General features: G+C 69.9%; 15 protein-coding genes. 14 read left to right on the plus strand and 1 reads right to left on the minus strand.

The window, feature by feature from the left end:
- The first annotated feature begins 162 nt into the window (after positions 1 to 162).
- The 14 genes from OP18_RS43390 (at position 163) to OP18_RS43455 (ending at position 13,999) form a co-directional block, all read left to right on the plus strand.
- A complete protein-coding gene (locus tag OP18_RS43390; RefSeq protein ID WP_033365177.1) occupies positions 163 to 618 on the plus strand; it encodes a chemotaxis protein CheW in 456 nt (151 codons plus the stop codon).
- Positions 619 to 622: 4 nt separating this feature from the next.
- Complete coding sequence (locus OP18_RS53910; RefSeq protein WP_052388209.1) at positions 623 to 2,167, plus strand: methyl-accepting chemotaxis protein; 1,545 nt, start codon at positions 623 to 625, stop codon at positions 2,165 to 2,167.
- A 213-nt stretch (positions 2,168 to 2,380) separates the two neighbouring features.
- Positions 2,381 to 3,169, plus strand: coding sequence for a hypothetical protein (locus tag OP18_RS43400; RefSeq protein ID WP_245635735.1), 789 nt, complete (start codon positions 2,381 to 2,383; stop codon positions 3,167 to 3,169).
- A gap of 165 nt (positions 3,170 to 3,334) precedes the next feature.
- Positions 3,335 to 4,558 (plus strand): protein-glutamate methylesterase/protein-glutamine glutaminase, encoded by a 1,224-nt coding sequence (locus OP18_RS43405; RefSeq protein WP_033365179.1) that lies wholly within the window; start codon positions 3,335 to 3,337, stop codon positions 4,556 to 4,558.
- Positions 4,555 to 5,412 carry a CheR family methyltransferase gene (locus tag OP18_RS43410; protein ID WP_033365180.1) on the plus strand — a complete coding sequence of 286 codons (858 nt, stop codon included), beginning with the start codon at positions 4,555 to 4,557 and terminating at the stop codon, positions 5,410 to 5,412. Before OP18_RS43405 ends, OP18_RS43410 begins: the two co-directional genes overlap by 4 nt.
- 6 nt (positions 5,413 to 5,418) lie before the next feature.
- Entirely contained in the window at positions 5,419 to 5,820 is a 402-nt protein-coding gene (locus OP18_RS43415) for a response regulator (protein ID WP_033365181.1), read from the plus strand.
- The gene (locus tag OP18_RS43420; protein ID WP_033365182.1) at positions 5,817 to 6,293 is read left to right on the plus strand and encodes a chemotaxis protein CheX; all 477 of its coding nucleotides are present in this window, start codon (positions 5,817 to 5,819) and stop codon (positions 6,291 to 6,293) included. The genes OP18_RS43415 and OP18_RS43420 overlap by 4 nt, the downstream gene beginning before the upstream one ends.
- The gene (locus OP18_RS43425) at positions 6,290 to 6,652 is read left to right on the plus strand and encodes a response regulator (protein WP_033365183.1); all 363 of its coding nucleotides are present in this window, start codon (positions 6,290 to 6,292) and stop codon (positions 6,650 to 6,652) included. Before OP18_RS43420 ends, OP18_RS43425 begins: the two co-directional genes overlap by 4 nt.
- 8 nt (positions 6,653 to 6,660) lie before the next feature.
- The gene (locus OP18_RS43430) at positions 6,661 to 7,143 is read left to right on the plus strand and encodes a hypothetical protein (RefSeq protein ID WP_033365184.1); all 483 of its coding nucleotides are present in this window, start codon (positions 6,661 to 6,663) and stop codon (positions 7,141 to 7,143) included.
- Between the two features lie 121 nt (positions 7,144 to 7,264).
- Entirely contained in the window at positions 7,265 to 8,305 is a 1,041-nt protein-coding gene (locus OP18_RS43435) for a LacI family DNA-binding transcriptional regulator (protein ID WP_033365221.1), read from the plus strand.
- 476 nt (positions 8,306 to 8,781) lie between these two features.
- Complete coding sequence (locus tag OP18_RS43440) at positions 8,782 to 10,152, plus strand: ABC transporter substrate-binding protein (RefSeq protein ID WP_033365185.1); 1,371 nt, start codon at positions 8,782 to 8,784, stop codon at positions 10,150 to 10,152.
- 102 nt (positions 10,153 to 10,254) lie between these two features.
- A complete protein-coding gene (locus OP18_RS43445) occupies positions 10,255 to 11,250 on the plus strand; it encodes a carbohydrate ABC transporter permease (protein WP_211273860.1) in 996 nt (331 codons plus the stop codon).
- Positions 11,251 to 11,285: 35 nt separating this feature from the next.
- The gene (locus OP18_RS43450; protein WP_033365186.1) at positions 11,286 to 12,308 is read left to right on the plus strand and encodes a carbohydrate ABC transporter permease; all 1,023 of its coding nucleotides are present in this window, start codon (positions 11,286 to 11,288) and stop codon (positions 12,306 to 12,308) included.
- A 98-nt stretch (positions 12,309 to 12,406) separates the two neighbouring features.
- On the plus strand, positions 12,407 to 13,999 hold the full coding sequence (locus OP18_RS43455; RefSeq protein ID WP_033365187.1) for a glycoside hydrolase family 13 protein: 1,593 nt from the start codon (positions 12,407 to 12,409) through the stop codon (positions 13,997 to 13,999).
- Between the two features lie 665 nt (positions 14,000 to 14,664).
- Here the strand turns inward: OP18_RS43455 and OP18_RS43460 are convergent.
- On the minus strand, positions 14,665 to 15,549 hold the full coding sequence (locus OP18_RS43460) for a helix-turn-helix domain-containing protein (RefSeq protein WP_211273861.1): 885 nt from the start codon (positions 15,547 to 15,549) through the stop codon (positions 14,665 to 14,667).
- Positions 15,550 to 15,632 lie beyond the last annotated feature (83 nt).

The raw sequence follows: 15,632 nt of genomic DNA on the forward strand, positions 1-15,632 counted from the left end.
CGTCATCCAGCAACGCGTCACCGAACTGCTCGACGTGCGCCGCGCCATCCTCGCCGCCGACCCCCTCTTCCACACCAAGATCGACAACAGCATCGACCCGTACGACCCGTACCAGTCGGACGCCAGCGCCGACTACACCTACCAGCACGCCGGAGCCTGATCATGGCCAGCCGTCAATACGCCACCTTCGAGGTCGCCGACCAGCTCTTCGGGCTCGACGTCGCCAAGGTGCAGGAGGTCCTCTCCTTCGACCAGTACACGCCCGTGCCGCTCGCCCCCGAGTCCGTCGGCGGGCTGTTCAACCTGCGCGGCCAGGTGATCGCCGCGGTCGACCTGCGCGTGCAGCTCGGCCTGCCGCCCCGCACGAAGAGCGCCGAGCCGGCGATGAACGTGATCGTGAGGACCGAAGAGGAGTCGGTCTCGCTGCTCGTGGACCGCATCGGCGAGGTCGTCACGCTGCAGGACGACACGTTCGAGCCACCGCCGGACACCCTGCACGGCCCCAGCCGGCACCTCATCACCGGCGCGTTCAAGCTCGACGGCCGGCTGCTGCTGGCGCTGGACACCACCAAGGCCGTCAACACCAACCAGTCCGGCACCGGCAACCGCGAGGAATGACGCCATGACCTGGTTCACCGACCGCGGTGTGCGCACGAAGGTGCTCAGCGCCCTCGTCGTCGCCGGCATCGCCATGATCGCCATCACCGTCGGGGCACTGCGCGGGCTGAGCGACGCCAACGACACCATGCGCGAGGTCACCGGCAAGAACGCGCAGTTCGCGGCCCTGTCCGACATCCGTGACGGGATCACCGACACCCTCGCCGCGCTGTCGCCCGAGCAGCAGAAGGCCGCCGACAACAGCGTCGCGGCCGCGGTCGAGCGGTACCGCACCAGCGGCGCCCCGGCCGCCCGGGTCGCCGACATCGGCGCCGTCGGCGAGGCGATGAAGACCTACCAGACGGTGCGGGACACCGAGATGCTGCCCGCCGCCAGCTCCGGCCGAATCGACCAGTACGTGAAGATCGCCGCGGCCAAGGGCACCCCGCAGATCGTCAGGGCGCAGCAGCTCGTGGACAAGGTGCAGGCCGCCGAGTTCGCCGAGGCCGAGCAGTGGCGCGCCGCCGCCGAGCGCGACTACGGGCGCAGCCGGATGATGCTGATCGGCGCGGCCGTGCTCGGCCTGCTCGCCGCGTTCGGCATCGGCCTGTGGGTCACCGCGCTGGTCGTCCGGCCGCTGCGCAGGGTGTCGGAGGTGCTCGGCGCCGTCGCCGCCGGCGACCTCAGCCAGCGGGTCGAGGTCGGGTCCGCCGACGAGGTCGGCGCCATGGCCGAGGCGCTCAACAAGGCGACCGAGAGCATGCGCACGACCGTGCAGACGATGGACACCACCGCCTCGTCCCTCGCCGCGTCCGCCGGCGAGCTCACCGGGGTCAGCGCGCAGATCGCCAACGGCACCGGCGAGGCCAGCGACCAGGCCAACCTCGTCGCCGCCGCGGCCGAGCAGGTGTCGCGCAACGTGCAGACCGTCGCCGCCGGCGCCGACGAGATGGGGCTGTCGATCCGCGAGATCGCGCAGAACGCCAGCGAGGCGGCGAAGGTCGCGTCGCAGGCCGTGATGGCGGCCGAGTCGACCAACCAGGCGGTCGCCCGGCTCGGCGAGTCCTCCACGGAGATCGGCAACGTCGTCAAGGTCATCACGTCGATCGCGGAGCAGACCAACCTCCTCGCGCTCAACGCGACGATCGAGGCGGCCCGCGCCGGCGAGGCGGGCAAGGGCTTCGCCGTCGTCGCCAACGAGGTCAAGGACCTGGCGCAGGAGACGGCCCGGGCGACCGAGGACATCTCCCGGCGGGTCGAGGCGATCCAGGCCGACACCACCGGCGCCGTCGCCGCCATCGGCGAGATCAGCCAGATCATCTCGCGGATCAACGACTACCAGCTCACCATCGCCTCGGCCGTCGAGGAGCAGACCGCGACGACCAACGAGATGAACCGCAGCGTCAGCGAGGCCGCGACCGGCTCCGTCGAGATCGCCACCAACGTCTCCACGGTCGCCGCGGCCGCCCAGAACACGTCACTCAACGTAGCGGAGGCGCAACGCGCGGCCGCCGATCTGTCCCGCATGTCGAGTGAGATGCGCTCGCTCGTCGCACGGTTCAGGATCTGACCCGGCGGAACGGGGTACGCTCGGGGGGTGACGGCCGGCGGCCCGCCGGGCGTTGCCCCCGACCCTTTTGGCTGACAGACCGGGGTGCAGGAGCGTTGCAGACTAGTTGCCATGTACAGCCTGGTTAGCGCCCCCGTTCTTGGCTTCGACCTCTCCCGTCTGCAGGGCGGATCGGCCGCGGCCGATGTGCTGCTTCGCGGACTCTCGCTCACTGTGAGTGACCTTGATGCCGTCGCGTCGGCCCGCTCCGACGACGACTGGGACCGTGCCGACCTGTGGCGTGACGTCGACGCCGCCGCCCAGCAGCGCCGGGCGGTGAACGCCGACGCCGGCGGGCTCGCGGTCGTCGAGCGGGCCCCGCTCGGCACGCTCGACGGGCTGCTGCACTGCCTGCGGTACGACATCCTTGACTGGACCTGGGGCAACCGCCCGGCGCAGGCGACCATGCCGACGCCGCAGGTGCGCGCCCCGCGGCAGCGGCAGAGCGAGGTCGCGAGCAAGGCCACCGGCGTGCTGTCCGACGCCGCCGCGGCCGCCTACCTGCGGGAGCTGCTGACCGACGAGTCGCGGCGCCGGCTGAGCGCGCCCTACGCCGCGGCGCTGCGCGCCCTGCCCGAGCGCGAGCACGACCTCGGCCCGCAGGCCGACGAGCTGCGCCAGCTGCTGAGCCGGGTCGGCTCGCTGTCGCCGGCGCAGATGCGCCAGCTCAACAAGGTCACCGACACCTCGCGCCCCGGCCTGACCGACTGGGCGCCGGCCGTGCACTCCGCGTCCTGGGCCGTCTTCCTCTCCGGCCGGGTGCGCGCCGGCGCCGCCGCGCAGCTGCTGCTCGTGCAGGCCCTGGACCGCGCCGGCGTGCCGGTCAGCGACCGGGCCGGCGGGGTGTGGAACCTGCTCAGCGGCGCGGTGCAGGCGCTGATGGTGCGCGACCTGCTGGACTCGGCGACGGCCCGCCGGCTGCTCGATCCGTACTTCACCGCGATGGGGCCGCTGTCGGTCTGACGCATGGCTCGCGGGTGCAAACATCGCCCCTGTCCGGAATGCTCCGGGCAGGGGCGGTTCTTTTGGAATTTCCCTCATCGTCCCCGGGGCCACGCCGATTAGCCCGCTGGAACGTGACGGGCCTCGCAGCTGCGCTGGGGCCCCCGGTGCTGGAGGCAGGGGCGCGTGATCTCGGTTCTGGTGGTGGACGACTCGGTCGTCGTCCGGCGTCTGATCACCGACGCGCTGAGTGACGATCCCGGGATCCGGGTCGTCGGCACCGCCCCGAACGGCAAGGTGGCGCTGTCCAAGATCGAGCAGCTGCGCCCGGACCTGGTCACCCTCGACATCGAGATGCCGATCATGGACGGGCTGGAGACGCTGCGAGCGATCCGCGCCCTGTACGCCCGGCTGCCGGTCATCATGTTCAGCACGCTGACGGCGGCGGGCGCGACGGCGACCCTGGACGCGCTGTCGGCGGGCGCCAGCGACTACGTCACCAAGCCGGCCAACGTGGGCAGCGTCGCGGAGAGCATCCGGTCGGTCCGCGAGCAGATCATCCCGCGGATCCACGCCCTGTGCGGCGGCCGCCGGGGCGCGCTCGCGGCGCCGGTACGGCCGTCGATCGGCATCGGGCCCAACATCGGGCCCAACACCCGCACGTACGGCGCCGGCCACGCCGTCGCCCCACCTATGGCGCCCCCGCTGGCCCGGCCCGGCGGTACCCCGCTGCCCGGCACGACCCGGCCGCCGGTGACCGCACCGCCGCCGGCCGCGCCGGTGCGCACCGCGCCGCGGACCGAGCGCGTCGAGGTCGTCACGATCGGCTGCTCGACCGGCGGGCCGGACGCGCTGACCACCGTCGTGCGGGCGCTGCCGGCGAACCTGCCGGTGCCGGTGGTCGTGGTGCAGCACATGCCGCCGGTCTTCACCAAGATGTTCGCCGACCGGCTCGACCGGACCGCGGCGCTGACCGTCGTGGAGGCCGCCGGCGACATGGTCGTGCGGCCGGGCACCGTGTACATCGCACCCGGCGACTACCACCTGGAGGTGCACCGCCGCGGGACCGAGGTGGTCACGAAGCTCAACACCGGCCCGCCGGAGAACTTCTGCCGGCCCGCCGTCGACGTGCTGTTCCGCTCGGTGGCGAAGACCTACGGCGGCGCCACGCTCGCGATCATCCTCACCGGGATGGGGCAGGACGGCAAGCGCGGCGCCGAGCAGCTGCGCGGGGTCGGGGCGGAGATCGTCGCCCAGGACGAGGCGACCTCGGTCGTGTGGGGGATGCCCGGCGCGGTGACCACGGCCGGCCTGGCCCACGCCGTCCTCCCGCTCGGCGAGATCGCCCACCATCTCATCACCCGTACCGCCGGTGGCCGGGGTGCGAAGTCCATGGAGGTGACCCGATGACCTTGACTGCCCAGGAGTTCGCCTTCATTAGCGGCCTCGTCCGGCGTGACGCGGCGATCGTGCTCGAGGCCGGCAAGGAGTACCTGGTCGAGGCGCGGCTCCTGCCACTGGCCCGGCAGTCCGGCCTGCCGAGCGTGTCGGAGTTCGTGGCGCGTGCCCAGCAGCGGCCGGAGCCGGAGGTCCACCGCAAGATCGTCGATGCGCTCACCACCAACGAGACGTCGTTCTTCCGCGACGGCGAGCCGTTCAAGCAGCTCGTCGACACCGTGCTGCCGGACCTGCTGGCCCGGCGGGCCGGCACCCGCTCGATCAAGGTGTGGTCGGCGGCGAGCTCCAGCGGGCAGGAGCCGTACACGATCGCGATGGTGCTGCAGGACAACCTGCCGCCGGGCTGGTCCTTCGACATCATCGGCACCGACATCTCCACCGAGATGCTGACCCGGGCCGAGGCCGGTCAGTACACCCAGCTGGAGGTCAACCGCGGGCTGCCGGCGCCGCTGCTGGTCAAGCACTTCGAGCGCAACGGGGCGCACTGGCAGGTCGCCCAGTCGTTACGCAAGAACGTCACGTTCCGCCGGCTCAACCTGGCCGCGCCGTTTCCGTCCATGGGGCCGTTCGACATCGTGTTCATCCGCAATGTACTGATCTACTTCGATGTCCAGACGAAGCGGACGGTGCTGCAACGGGTCGCCGGCACGCTGCGGCCCGACGGCTGGCTCTTCCTGGGCTCGGCCGAGACGACGATCGGCATCGACGACAGATTCGAACGGGTGGTCGCCGGCAGGACGTCCGCCTACAAGCTGCGGACCGCACCGAAGACCGCCGCTTCCGTGAGCGCAGTAGGAAAGGGGTGACGCCAGATGCTCACCATGGTGATCGACGATTCCCGCGCGATGCGCCTCATTCTGAAGCGGATCGTGGCACAGCTCGGCTTCGACGTGGTCGAGGCGGGCAACGGCCAAGAGGCGATGGACTACCTGAAGGCCAATGTTCTCGACGGTGACGGCGAGATCCCCGGCCTGGCGCTGGTCGACTGGAACATGCCCGAGATGAACGGGCTGGAGTTCGTCACCGCGGTCCGCGCCGAACCTCGCCTGCGCGGGATGACGTTGATGATGGTCACGACGGAGAGCGAGCAGAGCCAGATCGTGCGGGCGCTGGCCTCGGGTGCGCACGAATACGTGATCAAGCCGTTCACGCCCGACGCGATCATCGACAAGTTGGCACTGCTTGGCCTCGTCCCGAACGGAGTCGCAGCATGACGACGAACCCTACCGAGGATGACCTGAAGGTGATCGCCGAGCAGGTCTGGTCCTCCTACCTCGACCTCGACGGCGCCAGTCCGCTGGTGCCGCTGCCCGCGGAGAAGCACCAGGCCGACGTCACCGCCTCGGTCTCGGTCACCGGCGCCTGGCGCGGGCACGTCCTGGTCAGCTGCTCCGACACGGCGTCGCGCAACGTCGCGGCCGCGCTGCTGGGCATCGAGTTCGACGACGTGGCGGAGGAGGACGTCGCCGACGCCCTGGGCGAGCTCGCGAACATCATCGGCGGCAACGTGAAGAGCCTGCTGCCGGAACCGAGCGCATTGTCGCTGCCACACGTACACGTCGAGGGGACATCGGGTCGCTACCCGGCGGTCACCGAGGTGTGCCACCTCGAAGGCACCTGGATGGACGAGTCCGTCACCGTGACCGTCCTGGAGAGCACCACCGACCTTGCTGGAGCAAGCGCATGAAGATTCTGATCGCCGACGACAGCCGCGTCATGCGGCAGATCGTGACCCGCACCCTGCGGCAGGCGGGCTACGAGGGACATGACCTGGTCGAGGCGTGTGACGGGCAGGAGGCGTTCGACAAGGCCGTCGCGGAGAAGCCGGATCTGGTGCTGTCGGACTGGAACATGCCGCACATGACCGGTGTCGAGGTGCTGCGGATGCTGCGGGCCAACGGCGTGCAGGTGCCGTTCGGCTTCGTGACGTCGGAGGGCACGCCCGAGATGCGGCAGGCGGCGGAGGACGCGGGCGCGCTCTTCCTGGTCACCAAGCCGTTCACGGCGGACACATTCAAGGACGCACTCGACCCAATTTTGGGATGATTTGAGCTATGGAGCATGTTTTGCCCGTTCCGAAGGCCGTCAAAGACCTCTTTGACGACCTTCTCGGCCGGCCGGTCACGGTCAGCCCGGCCGAGCCGATCCGAGCCGCCGACGTCCCCAAGACCCTCGTCGCCCTCTACACCGACGAACGCCAGCAGCTGCTGGCCGTGATCGGGATGGACTTCGCGCTCACGGCCTATGCCGGCGCCGCGATCGGTCTGATCCCACCCGGCGGTGCCGAGGCCTGCTTCGAGGACAACGAGATCTCCAAGATGATCGGCGAGAATGCCATCGAGGTGTGCAACATTCTCGCCGGCCTGCTCAACCGCGAGGGCGCCCCGCGCCTGAAGCTCTACCAGACCTACCTTCCCGGGGAGAGTGCGCCGACCGACGCGGTGAACTGGCTGATGGCGCTGGGCCGCCGGCTCGACCTGAAGGTCGACGTGTCCGGGTACGGCGCCGGGAAGATCTCCATCACGCTCGCCGGCTGACCGTGGCGGCTGCGGCCTTTGTACCGGTTTTCCGGTGGTCGCAGCCGCACCGCCGGCGCCGGCGCGGTTGGGTGGGTGACATCGTGCAAAAAATTGCGAAGGCATGCACTACGCTTGCGGCATGACTCGACGACTCGCTGAGGTGGCGAAGTACGCCGGCGTGAGCGAGGCGACCGTGAGTCGGGTGCTCAACGGCAAGCCCGGCATCTCCGACGCTACCCGCACCGCTGTGCTCACCGCGCTCGACGTCCTGGGCTATGAACGCCCGACGAAACTGCGCGGCGAGCGCGCCCGCCTCGTAGGGCTCGTGCTGCCGGAACTGCAGAACCCGATCTTCCCGGCGTTCGCCGAGGTGGTCGCCGGCGCGCTGTCCAAGCGCGGCTTCACGCCGGTGCTGTGCACCCGGACCGCGGACGGCGTCTCGGAGGCCGACTACGTCGAGATGCTGCTGGACCAGCACGTGTCCGGCATCATCTTCTGCGGCGGCCTCTACCATCAGGCCGCGGCCGAGCACGAGCACTACCACCGCCTGCATGAGCGCGGCCTGCCCGCGGTGCTGGTCAACGCGGCGATCGACGACCTGGGCTTCCCGCGGGTGTCGGTCGACGACGGCCACGCCGTGGACCAGGCGTTCAACCATCTGGTCTCGCTCGGGCACAAGCGCATCGGCCTGATCCTCGGCCCGGCCGACCACGCGCCGTCCAACCGCAAGCTGACCGCCTTCGAGGGGGCCGCGCGGTTCAACGACACGGTCAACCCCGAGGACGTCGAGCGGGTCATCTTCTCGATGGAGGGTGGCCGGGCCGGCGCGACGCGGCTCATCAAGCACGGGGTCACCGGCATCATCTGCGCCAGCGACGTGCAGGCGCTCGGCGCGATCCGTGCGGCGCGCCGGCTGGGCCGCGAGGTGCCCGACGACATCTCCGTGGTCGGCTTCGACGACTCGCTCTTCATGAACTGCACCGACCCGCCGCTGACCACGGTCCGCCAGCCCATCCAGGCGATGGGGCAGGCGGCGGTGACCCTGCTCGTCAGCCAGGTGGCCGGCACACTGGTGCCGACCGAGGAGATGCTCTTCGAGCCGGAGCTCGTCGTGCGCGGCTCCACGGGCGCCCTCAAGGTGGCCCCGCCGAAGGCCACGAAGGCGGCCTCGGCCGCCTAGCCCGGCGGGCCGCGGCCCACAAGTTTCATAGCTGCACCGAGCGCCACGACTCCTGCATGGAGTCGTGGCGCTCTTTCGTTGCGCGCGCAACAGCCGGGCCGTCGCGGATTGCGACGTTCCATGAGCGCGGGGTCGGGGGTGACCTCGGGTCCATGCACGATTTCAACCACTTTCCTGCAAGTCCACGGCGCATGGGAGCGTCTCCATGCAAGGACCTGCCTGTGGATCATTAAAATCTTGCAACGGGCCATGGACTTCTTGTGGCGCGTGAGCCTAATCTCTTGCCTACGTCAGGCCGAAACCCTGACGCGACGACACGGAAACCGATCAGTAACGCGCCTGAAGCACGTGCATACCGGCAGCCGACGCCAGGCCGCGTACCTGTGCGGAGCGGTCCAGGTCGGACGCCCCACCTCTCCATCCGATCCCCGTCCAGGCAGGGCCCGGATGTCTCCACACCCCAACAAGGAGCGACGATGAAGTACTCACGTACCAGGATGGCCGTCGCCATCGCCGGTGCGCTGGCGCTCACCAGCACGCTCGTCGCGTGCGGCAGCGACGAGGACCCGAAAGCCGACGCGAACGCCAAGGTCACGCTCAACGTCGTGGGCCTGCTCCCGGGTTCCAAGCCCGAGGCGCAGCAGGCGCTCGCCGCCGAGGTCACGGACTTCCAGAAGGAAAACCCGAACATCACGGTCGTCACGAAGGACTACGAGTGGAAGGCCACGACGTTCGCGGCCGACCTCGCCGGCGGCACCCTGCCGACCGTGTTCGAGATCCCCTTCACCGACGCGAAGACGCTGATCGGCAACGGGCAGATCGCCGACATGCAGTCGAGCCTGAGCACGCTGTCGTACGCCTCGAACTTCAACAAGAACGTGCTCCAGTACGGCCAGGGCCCGGACGGGCACGTCTACGCGATCCCCGCCAAGAGCGTCTACGCGGTCGGCCTGCACTACAACCGTGACCTGTTCACCAAGGCCGGTCTCGACCCGAGCAAGCCGCCGACGACCTGGGACGAGGTCCGCGCCGCCGCCAAGGCCATCGCGGAGAAGACCGGCCAGGCCGGCTTCGCCCAGATGGCGAAGGACGGCACCGGCGGCTGGCAGCTGACGGTCGACACCTACGCCCGCGGCGGCCGCCTCGAGGACGGCAAGAAGGCGACGCTCACCAACGACGCCACCAAGGCCTCGCTGCAGTTCCTCAAGGACCTGCGCTGGACCGACAACTCGATGGGCGCCAACTTCGACTACGACTGGACCGGCATCAACCAGGCGTTCGCCGCCGGCAAGGTCGGCATGTACACCTCGGGCCAGGACGTCTACACCAGCCTCGTGCAGACGAACAACATCGACCCGAAGACCTACGGCCTCACCATGATCCCGCTGTCCGGCGGTGACTCCGGCGTGCTCGGCGGCGGCACCATGGCCGCCGTGTCCAGCAAGGCCAGCGCCAACGAGAAGGCCGCCGCGATCAAGTGGATCGACTACCACTACCTGCGCAAGTACACCAACGCGGAAGCCGCGAAGAAGGCCGCCGAGATCCAGATCGCGAGCAAGCAGCCGGTCGGCACCCCTGAGCTGCCGATCTTCACGCAGCAGCAGTACCAGCAGTACCAGGAGTGGATCAAGCCGCTGGTCAACGTGCCGCTGGACCAGATGACCACCTTCACCGGCAAGGTCTTCGAGGCCAAGGTCGTCAACGAGCCGCCGCTGGCCACGCAGGACGTCTACAAGTCGCTCGACACGGTCGTCCAGGCCGTCCTGACCGACAAGAACGCCAACATCGACCAGCTCCTCGCCGACGCCAACACGAAGGCGCAGCGCGCCATCGACGCGGCCGGCTGACCCTCACCGCACATCGACAAACCCGCAAAGGTGTGGGCCGTGGGTACGCCGACGGCCCACACCGGGGCTCTGCCCCCGAACCAGGACGAGGAGTGAGGTGTCGTGAGTTCTTCCGGCGCCCTGCGGCACACCGGCGGCGCCGCCGCCACCGGGGGCAACCACACGCCGGGGACGGGCGGCCCCCGGGGCGGGCGGGCCCGCCGCCGCGACGTGGTCACGTGGGTCCAGCGCGGCGGGCTGAGCTCGGTGGTGTTCGCGCTGCCGCTGCTGCTGATCTTCGGGATCTTCTCGTGGTGGCCGATCGTGCGGTCGATCGTCATGAGCTTCCAGAAGACCAACCTGGTCGGCGACCCGACGTGGGTCGGCTGGCGCAACTTCGAGTACGTGCTCACCGACCCCGACCTGCCGAACGCGATCCTGAACACCCTGTACTTCGCGCTGCTCGCCCTGGTGTTCGGCTACCCGATCCCGCTGGTGACGGCGGTGCTCATGAGCTCGGTCCGCAAGCGCAAGGGCCTCTACTCCGTGCTCGCCTACCTCCCCGTCGTGGTGCCGCCGGTCGTGGCGGTCCTGCTGTGGAAGTTCTTCTACGACGGCGCCGCGGACGGCGTGTTCAATACGATCCTCGGCTACGTCGGGCTCGGCCCGTACGCCTGGCTGTCCAGCCCGTCGCTCGCGATGCCGTCGCTGGTGGTCGAGGCGACCTGGGCCGCGGCCGGCGGGACCGTCATCATCTACCTGGCCGCGCTGCTCAGCGTCCCGGACGAGCTGTACGACGCCGCCGAGGTCGACGGCGCCGGCATCTGGCGCAGGGTCTGGCACGTGAGCATGCCGCAGCTGCGCGGGGTCCTGCTCATCACGTTCATCCTGCAGATCATCGGTACCGTCCAGGTGTTCCTGGAGCCCTACCTGTTCACCGGCGGCGGCCCGGCCGGCGCCACCCAGACGATCCTGCTCATGATCTACGACTACGCGTTCGGCCGGTCGCTGGGCGGGAACTACGGTGCCGCCACGGCGCTGTCGGTCATGCTCGCCGTGTTCCTGGCGGTCCTGTCGCTGCTGTACTTCAAGCTCACGTCCGGCTGGAGCAAGTCATGACGGGCCGGCACATCCCGGAAGGGCAGAGGACCACGATGACCGTCACCAATCCCACCGGGCAGCGGCCGGACGCCGGTCCCGCCGCGGACGCGCGGCGGCGGGCGCCCGTGGCCGCGACCCCGGCCGGTCCGGTCCGGGGTGCGCGCACGGTCCGCAAGCGCAAGGCCTCCCAGTTCGAGAACAGCAGCCGCGGCTACATCTCCGCGCAGGACTGGCGCAACCCGCGGGTCAAGGCCACCGTCAAGGCGCTGCACGGCATCCTGCTGGCGCTGCTCCTGGTGGTCGGCGTCGGGCCGATGCTGCTGCTCGCGAAGTACGCGATCACCCCCACCCAGGACATCATCCGCTCGCCGCTGGCGATCTTCCCGCACGGCGTGCGCTGGGAGAACCTCTCCGAGGCGTGGAACGACGTCAAGGTCAGCCGGTACTTCCTGAACACCATCTGGCTCGCGATCGGCTCCTGGTTCGTGCAAATGGTCGTCGCCACCACGGGCGGCTACGTGCTGTCCGTGCTGCGGCCCGCCTGGGGCAAGATCGTCAACGGCCTGGTGATCGCGACCCTGTTCGTGCCGAGCGTCGTGCTCCTCGTGCCGCTGTACCTCACCATCCTCAACCCGCCGCTCATCGGTACGTCGCTGATCAACAACTTCTTCGCGGTCTGGCTGCCGGCCGGTGCGAGCGCGTTCAACGTCGTGCTCATGACCCGGTTCTTCGACGGCCTGCCGCGCGAGGTGTTCGAGGCGGCCAAGGTCGACGGCGCCAGCGCGTTCCGGCTGTTCTGGTCCGTCGTGCTGCCGATGTCCAAGCCCATCCTCGGTGTCGTGTCGGTGTTCGCCACCGTCGCCAGCTGGAAGGACTTCCTCTGGCCGATGCTGGTGCTCAAGGACCCGGCACAACAGCCGCTGTCGGTCCGCCTCCCGGCCATCGCGTCCCAGACCGACCTCGGCGTGTTCCTCGCCGCCCTCGCGATCTCGACGCTCATCCCGGTCGTGTTCTTCATCGCCTTCCAGCGCCTGTTCCTGTCCGGTGCAGGATTGGGAGGAGCCGTGAAGGGCTGAGCGCACGACCCTCCGGCAGCACCAGCGTCACCCACAGCCAACGCCCCCGACAGGCTTGTCGTGTGTAGGCAAACCGAGTGTGAGAAAGCAGGTTCCACGTGGCCGACCAACACCACCAGGCTTGGTGGCGCAGCGCCGCTATCTACCAGATCTATTTGCGCAGCTTCGCCGACGGCAACGGCGACGGCGTCGGCGACCTGGCGGGCCTGCGTTCCAGACTGCCGTACCTGGCGAAGCTCGGCATCGACGCGATCTGGATCGTGCCGTGGTACCCGTCCCCGCTCGCCGACGGCGGCTACGACGTCGCCGACTTCCGCGCCATCGACCCGATCTTCGGCACCCTCGCGGAGGCCGAGAAGCTGATCGAGGAGGCGCACGCCGCCGGCATCCGGGTCATCTGCGACATCGTGCCCAACCACTGCTCCTACCAGCACGCCTGGTTCCAGAAGGCGCTCGCCTCGGCGCCCGGCTCACCCGAGCGCGACCTCTTCTGGTTCCGCAAGGGCCGCGGCCCCGACGGCGAGCAGCCGCCGACCGACCTGCAGTCCATCTTCGGCGGCTCCGCCTGGACCCGGGTCCCCGACGGCGAGTGGTACCTGCACCTGTTCGCCTCCGAACAACCCGACTTCAACTGGGACCACCCGGCCGTGCGCGACGAGTTCGAGGACATCGTGCGCTTCTGGCTCGACCGGGGCATCGACGGCATCCGCATCGACTCCGCCGCCGTCCTCATCAAGGACCCGCTCGTCAGCGACGTCTACGAGGACAACGAGGGCATCCACGAGATCTACCAGAGCTGGCGGCGCATCTCCGACACGTACACCCCGCCGCGCGCCCTCATCGGCGAGCTGTGGCTGCCCGACCACGAGGCGTTCGCCCGCTACCTGGAGCCCAACGAGCTGCACACGGCCTTCAACTTCGCGTTCCTCAACGCGCCGTGGGAGGCCGCCAAGCTCCGGTACGAGATCGACATGACCCTCGAGGTCCACGCGCCGGTCGCCGCCCCGGCCACCTGGGTCCTGAGCAACCACGACGTCACCCGCGAGGTGACCCGCTTCGGTCGCGAGGTGACCAACTTCGCGTTCGCCGAGAAGCGCCGCGACGTCCCCTCCGACCTCCAGCTCGGCGCCCGCCGCGCCCGCGCCGCCGCGCTGCTCATCATGTCCCTGCCCGGCGCGGTGTACCTGTACCAGGGCGAGGAGCTGGGTCTCGAGGAGGTCGAGGACCTCGACGACGCCCTCCGCGAGGACCCGATGTTCCACCGCTCCGGCGGCGTCAACCCCGGCCGCGACGGCTGCCGCGTGCCGCTGCCCTGGTCCGGCACCGAGGCCCCGTTCGGCTTCAGCCCCGCGGACGCGGCCGGCGCCCCCTGGCTGCCGCAGCCGACCGCCTGGGCCGGCAAGACCGTCGAGGCGCAGGAGGGCGACCCGGGCTCCTTCCTCGAGCTGTACCGCCGGGCCCTGCGCATCCGCCGCGCCGAACCCTCGCTCGGCGACGGCCCGATGCGCTGGCTCGACTCGGCCCCGGAGGTCCTGGCCTTCGCCCGCGACGACACCTTCGCCAACGTCACCAACCTCGGCTCGGATCCGGCAGTCCTGCCGCCGCACCGCGAGGTGCTCATCAGCAGTGTGCCGCTCAACGCCGACGGCACCCTCCCGTCGGACGCCTCGGCCTGGCTGCGGCTGTCCTGATCCACCGCGGACGCCGCGGCCCCGGCCACGGTTCGTCCTGATCCACCGCGGACGCCGCGGCCCCGGCCGCTGTCGTCCTGTCCCACCGCAGACGGCGCCCGGAACCTGGCGCTGGGTCCGGCCGCCACCGGGCCCAGCGCCAGCCGGCCCGCCGCGCACAGTCGCCGGGCGGTCGCACAAGTTGGCGGGTGCGACCGCCCGGTCTCCACGTCCGGGCCATTCCAGGCGCCGCGCTTCCCTCCCGCGTCACGCTTTCTCCCGCGTCGTGGTCGAGCCTCGCGGGCCGGGACGACGCCCGCGACGCGCGAGGTCAGGGCCGTGCGCCAGGTGGCGGTGCGCACCTGGCGGTGCGCCGTGCAGGCAGCGGCGGTGGCCGATGTGAACGGTCGATTTCCCATACTTAACTGTTAAGGGCGGCCGGGGGTCGAGCGTTAACTGTTAAGCCGCGGGGAGATCTTCCGGTGGTTCGTGCGCCGCCATAACGTCATTGCCAAGGAAAACGACTTCCTTGTGGAGGCGGCACATGCGTTCCACCCTTACCGTCGCGGCGACATCCCAGCCGTTCAGATGGTGACGCCGGTTATGTCCGGGAACAGAGGCGGGGCGCTGGACACACCGGCGCCCCGTTGTTCCCAACTGCCCAAGACCATCTGAGCAGCAGGAACTCAGTCCCAGTCCCATCGGAACCCATAACGACCCGGGCCGTAGTCCAGCGCGATCGCGTGGACTGAATTGCCCACGTCGACCTCGTAAGGGGTCACCTGTTCGGTCTGGCCGTCCATCTGCTGGAACTGATTGACGGCCCGCGGTAGCGCGGCCGGGTCGAAACACACCTCGAGCACGTATTCACGCACCGGAAGCCTGAACTTGCGCTCATAGTTGGTCGCTGTCGGAAACGGCGGATAATTGTGCAGCGCATGTTCGGTGATGACCGTCTCGCCCTTGGCGAGCGGGCGGTCGAAGAGCAGCTCCGCGAGGAGAAACGCGCTTTCCACGTGCTCGACCACGCGGCCCAGGCGGCAGTTGCGGACCGCGGTGATCAGCGGGAGCGGGTGCTCCAGCTCGTCGAGGCGCACGATCACCACATACCGGTCGGGACCGTCGGCCTCGGCCCGTAACACCTGCCGGACGAGGAACGAGACCTCCTCGCGCTCCGGCCCGACGTTGACCCGGTCGTGCTGGCTGAGCCGGGTCAGCCGCTCGTCCCAGCGGGTGTCGACGCCCTGCGCCAGGTCGGTGATGAGGTCCTGCTCGGACCAGAACGCCCCCAGGCTCGGCGCCTCCTGGCTCTTGTGCAGGTGCCGGCCGCGCGGGCGCGGCGGGCCCACCAGGGCGGCCAGGGACCCCGGCTCGACCTCCAGGATCTTCTCGAGCTCGGCGAGCGCCGCCAGGGACTCACGCCGCTCCGGGCGGCTCCGCCCGGTCTGCCAGTAACTCAACGTGGCGAGACTCACCGAGAAACCCCCGGCGCGAAGCCGCTCCTGGATGCGTTCCAGTCCCAGGCCCCGTGCCTGGATGGCGTCACGTAGCGCGCCGGCGAAGTCGACCATCAGCCCCCCGGGAGCCATCCTCGCGGTCGGGACGGGGCGCACGCAAGCACGCGTTTGCGTCATTGCCGATTCGGTAACCCCGG

The organism is Dactylosporangium aurantiacum (assembly GCF_000716715.1).
Taxonomy (GTDB): domain Bacteria; phylum Actinomycetota; class Actinomycetes; order Mycobacteriales; family Micromonosporaceae; genus Dactylosporangium; species Dactylosporangium aurantiacum.

What these genes read in the sequence shown, in the direction of transcription:
- OP18_RS43390 (WP_033365177.1), top strand. Translation starts at nt 163, where the DNA reads ATGGCCAGCCGTCAATACGCCACCTTCGAGGTCGCCGACCAGCTCTTC.
- OP18_RS53910 (WP_052388209.1), top strand. Translation starts at nt 623, where the DNA reads ATGACCTGGTTCACCGACCGCGGTGTGCGCACGAAGGTGCTCAGCGCC.
- OP18_RS43410 (WP_033365180.1), top strand. Translation starts at nt 4,555, where the DNA reads ATGACCTTGACTGCCCAGGAGTTCGCCTTCATTAGCGGCCTCGTCCGG.
- OP18_RS43415 (WP_033365181.1), top strand. Translation starts at nt 5,419, where the DNA reads ATGCTCACCATGGTGATCGACGATTCCCGCGCGATGCGCCTCATTCTG.
- OP18_RS43420 (WP_033365182.1), top strand. Translation starts at nt 5,817, where the DNA reads ATGACGACGAACCCTACCGAGGATGACCTGAAGGTGATCGCCGAGCAG.
- OP18_RS43425 (WP_033365183.1), top strand. Translation starts at nt 6,290, where the DNA reads ATGAAGATTCTGATCGCCGACGACAGCCGCGTCATGCGGCAGATCGTG.
- OP18_RS43430 (WP_033365184.1), top strand. Translation starts at nt 6,661, where the DNA reads ATGGAGCATGTTTTGCCCGTTCCGAAGGCCGTCAAAGACCTCTTTGAC.
- OP18_RS43435 (WP_033365221.1), top strand. Translation starts at nt 7,265, where the DNA reads ATGACTCGACGACTCGCTGAGGTGGCGAAGTACGCCGGCGTGAGCGAG.
- OP18_RS43440 (WP_033365185.1), top strand. Translation starts at nt 8,782, where the DNA reads ATGAAGTACTCACGTACCAGGATGGCCGTCGCCATCGCCGGTGCGCTG.
- OP18_RS43450 (WP_033365186.1), top strand. Translation starts at nt 11,286, where the DNA reads ATGACCGTCACCAATCCCACCGGGCAGCGGCCGGACGCCGGTCCCGCC.
- OP18_RS43460 (WP_211273861.1), bottom strand. Translation starts at nt 15,549, where the DNA reads ATGGTCGACTTCGCCGGCGCGCTACGTGACGCCATCCAGGCACGGGGC.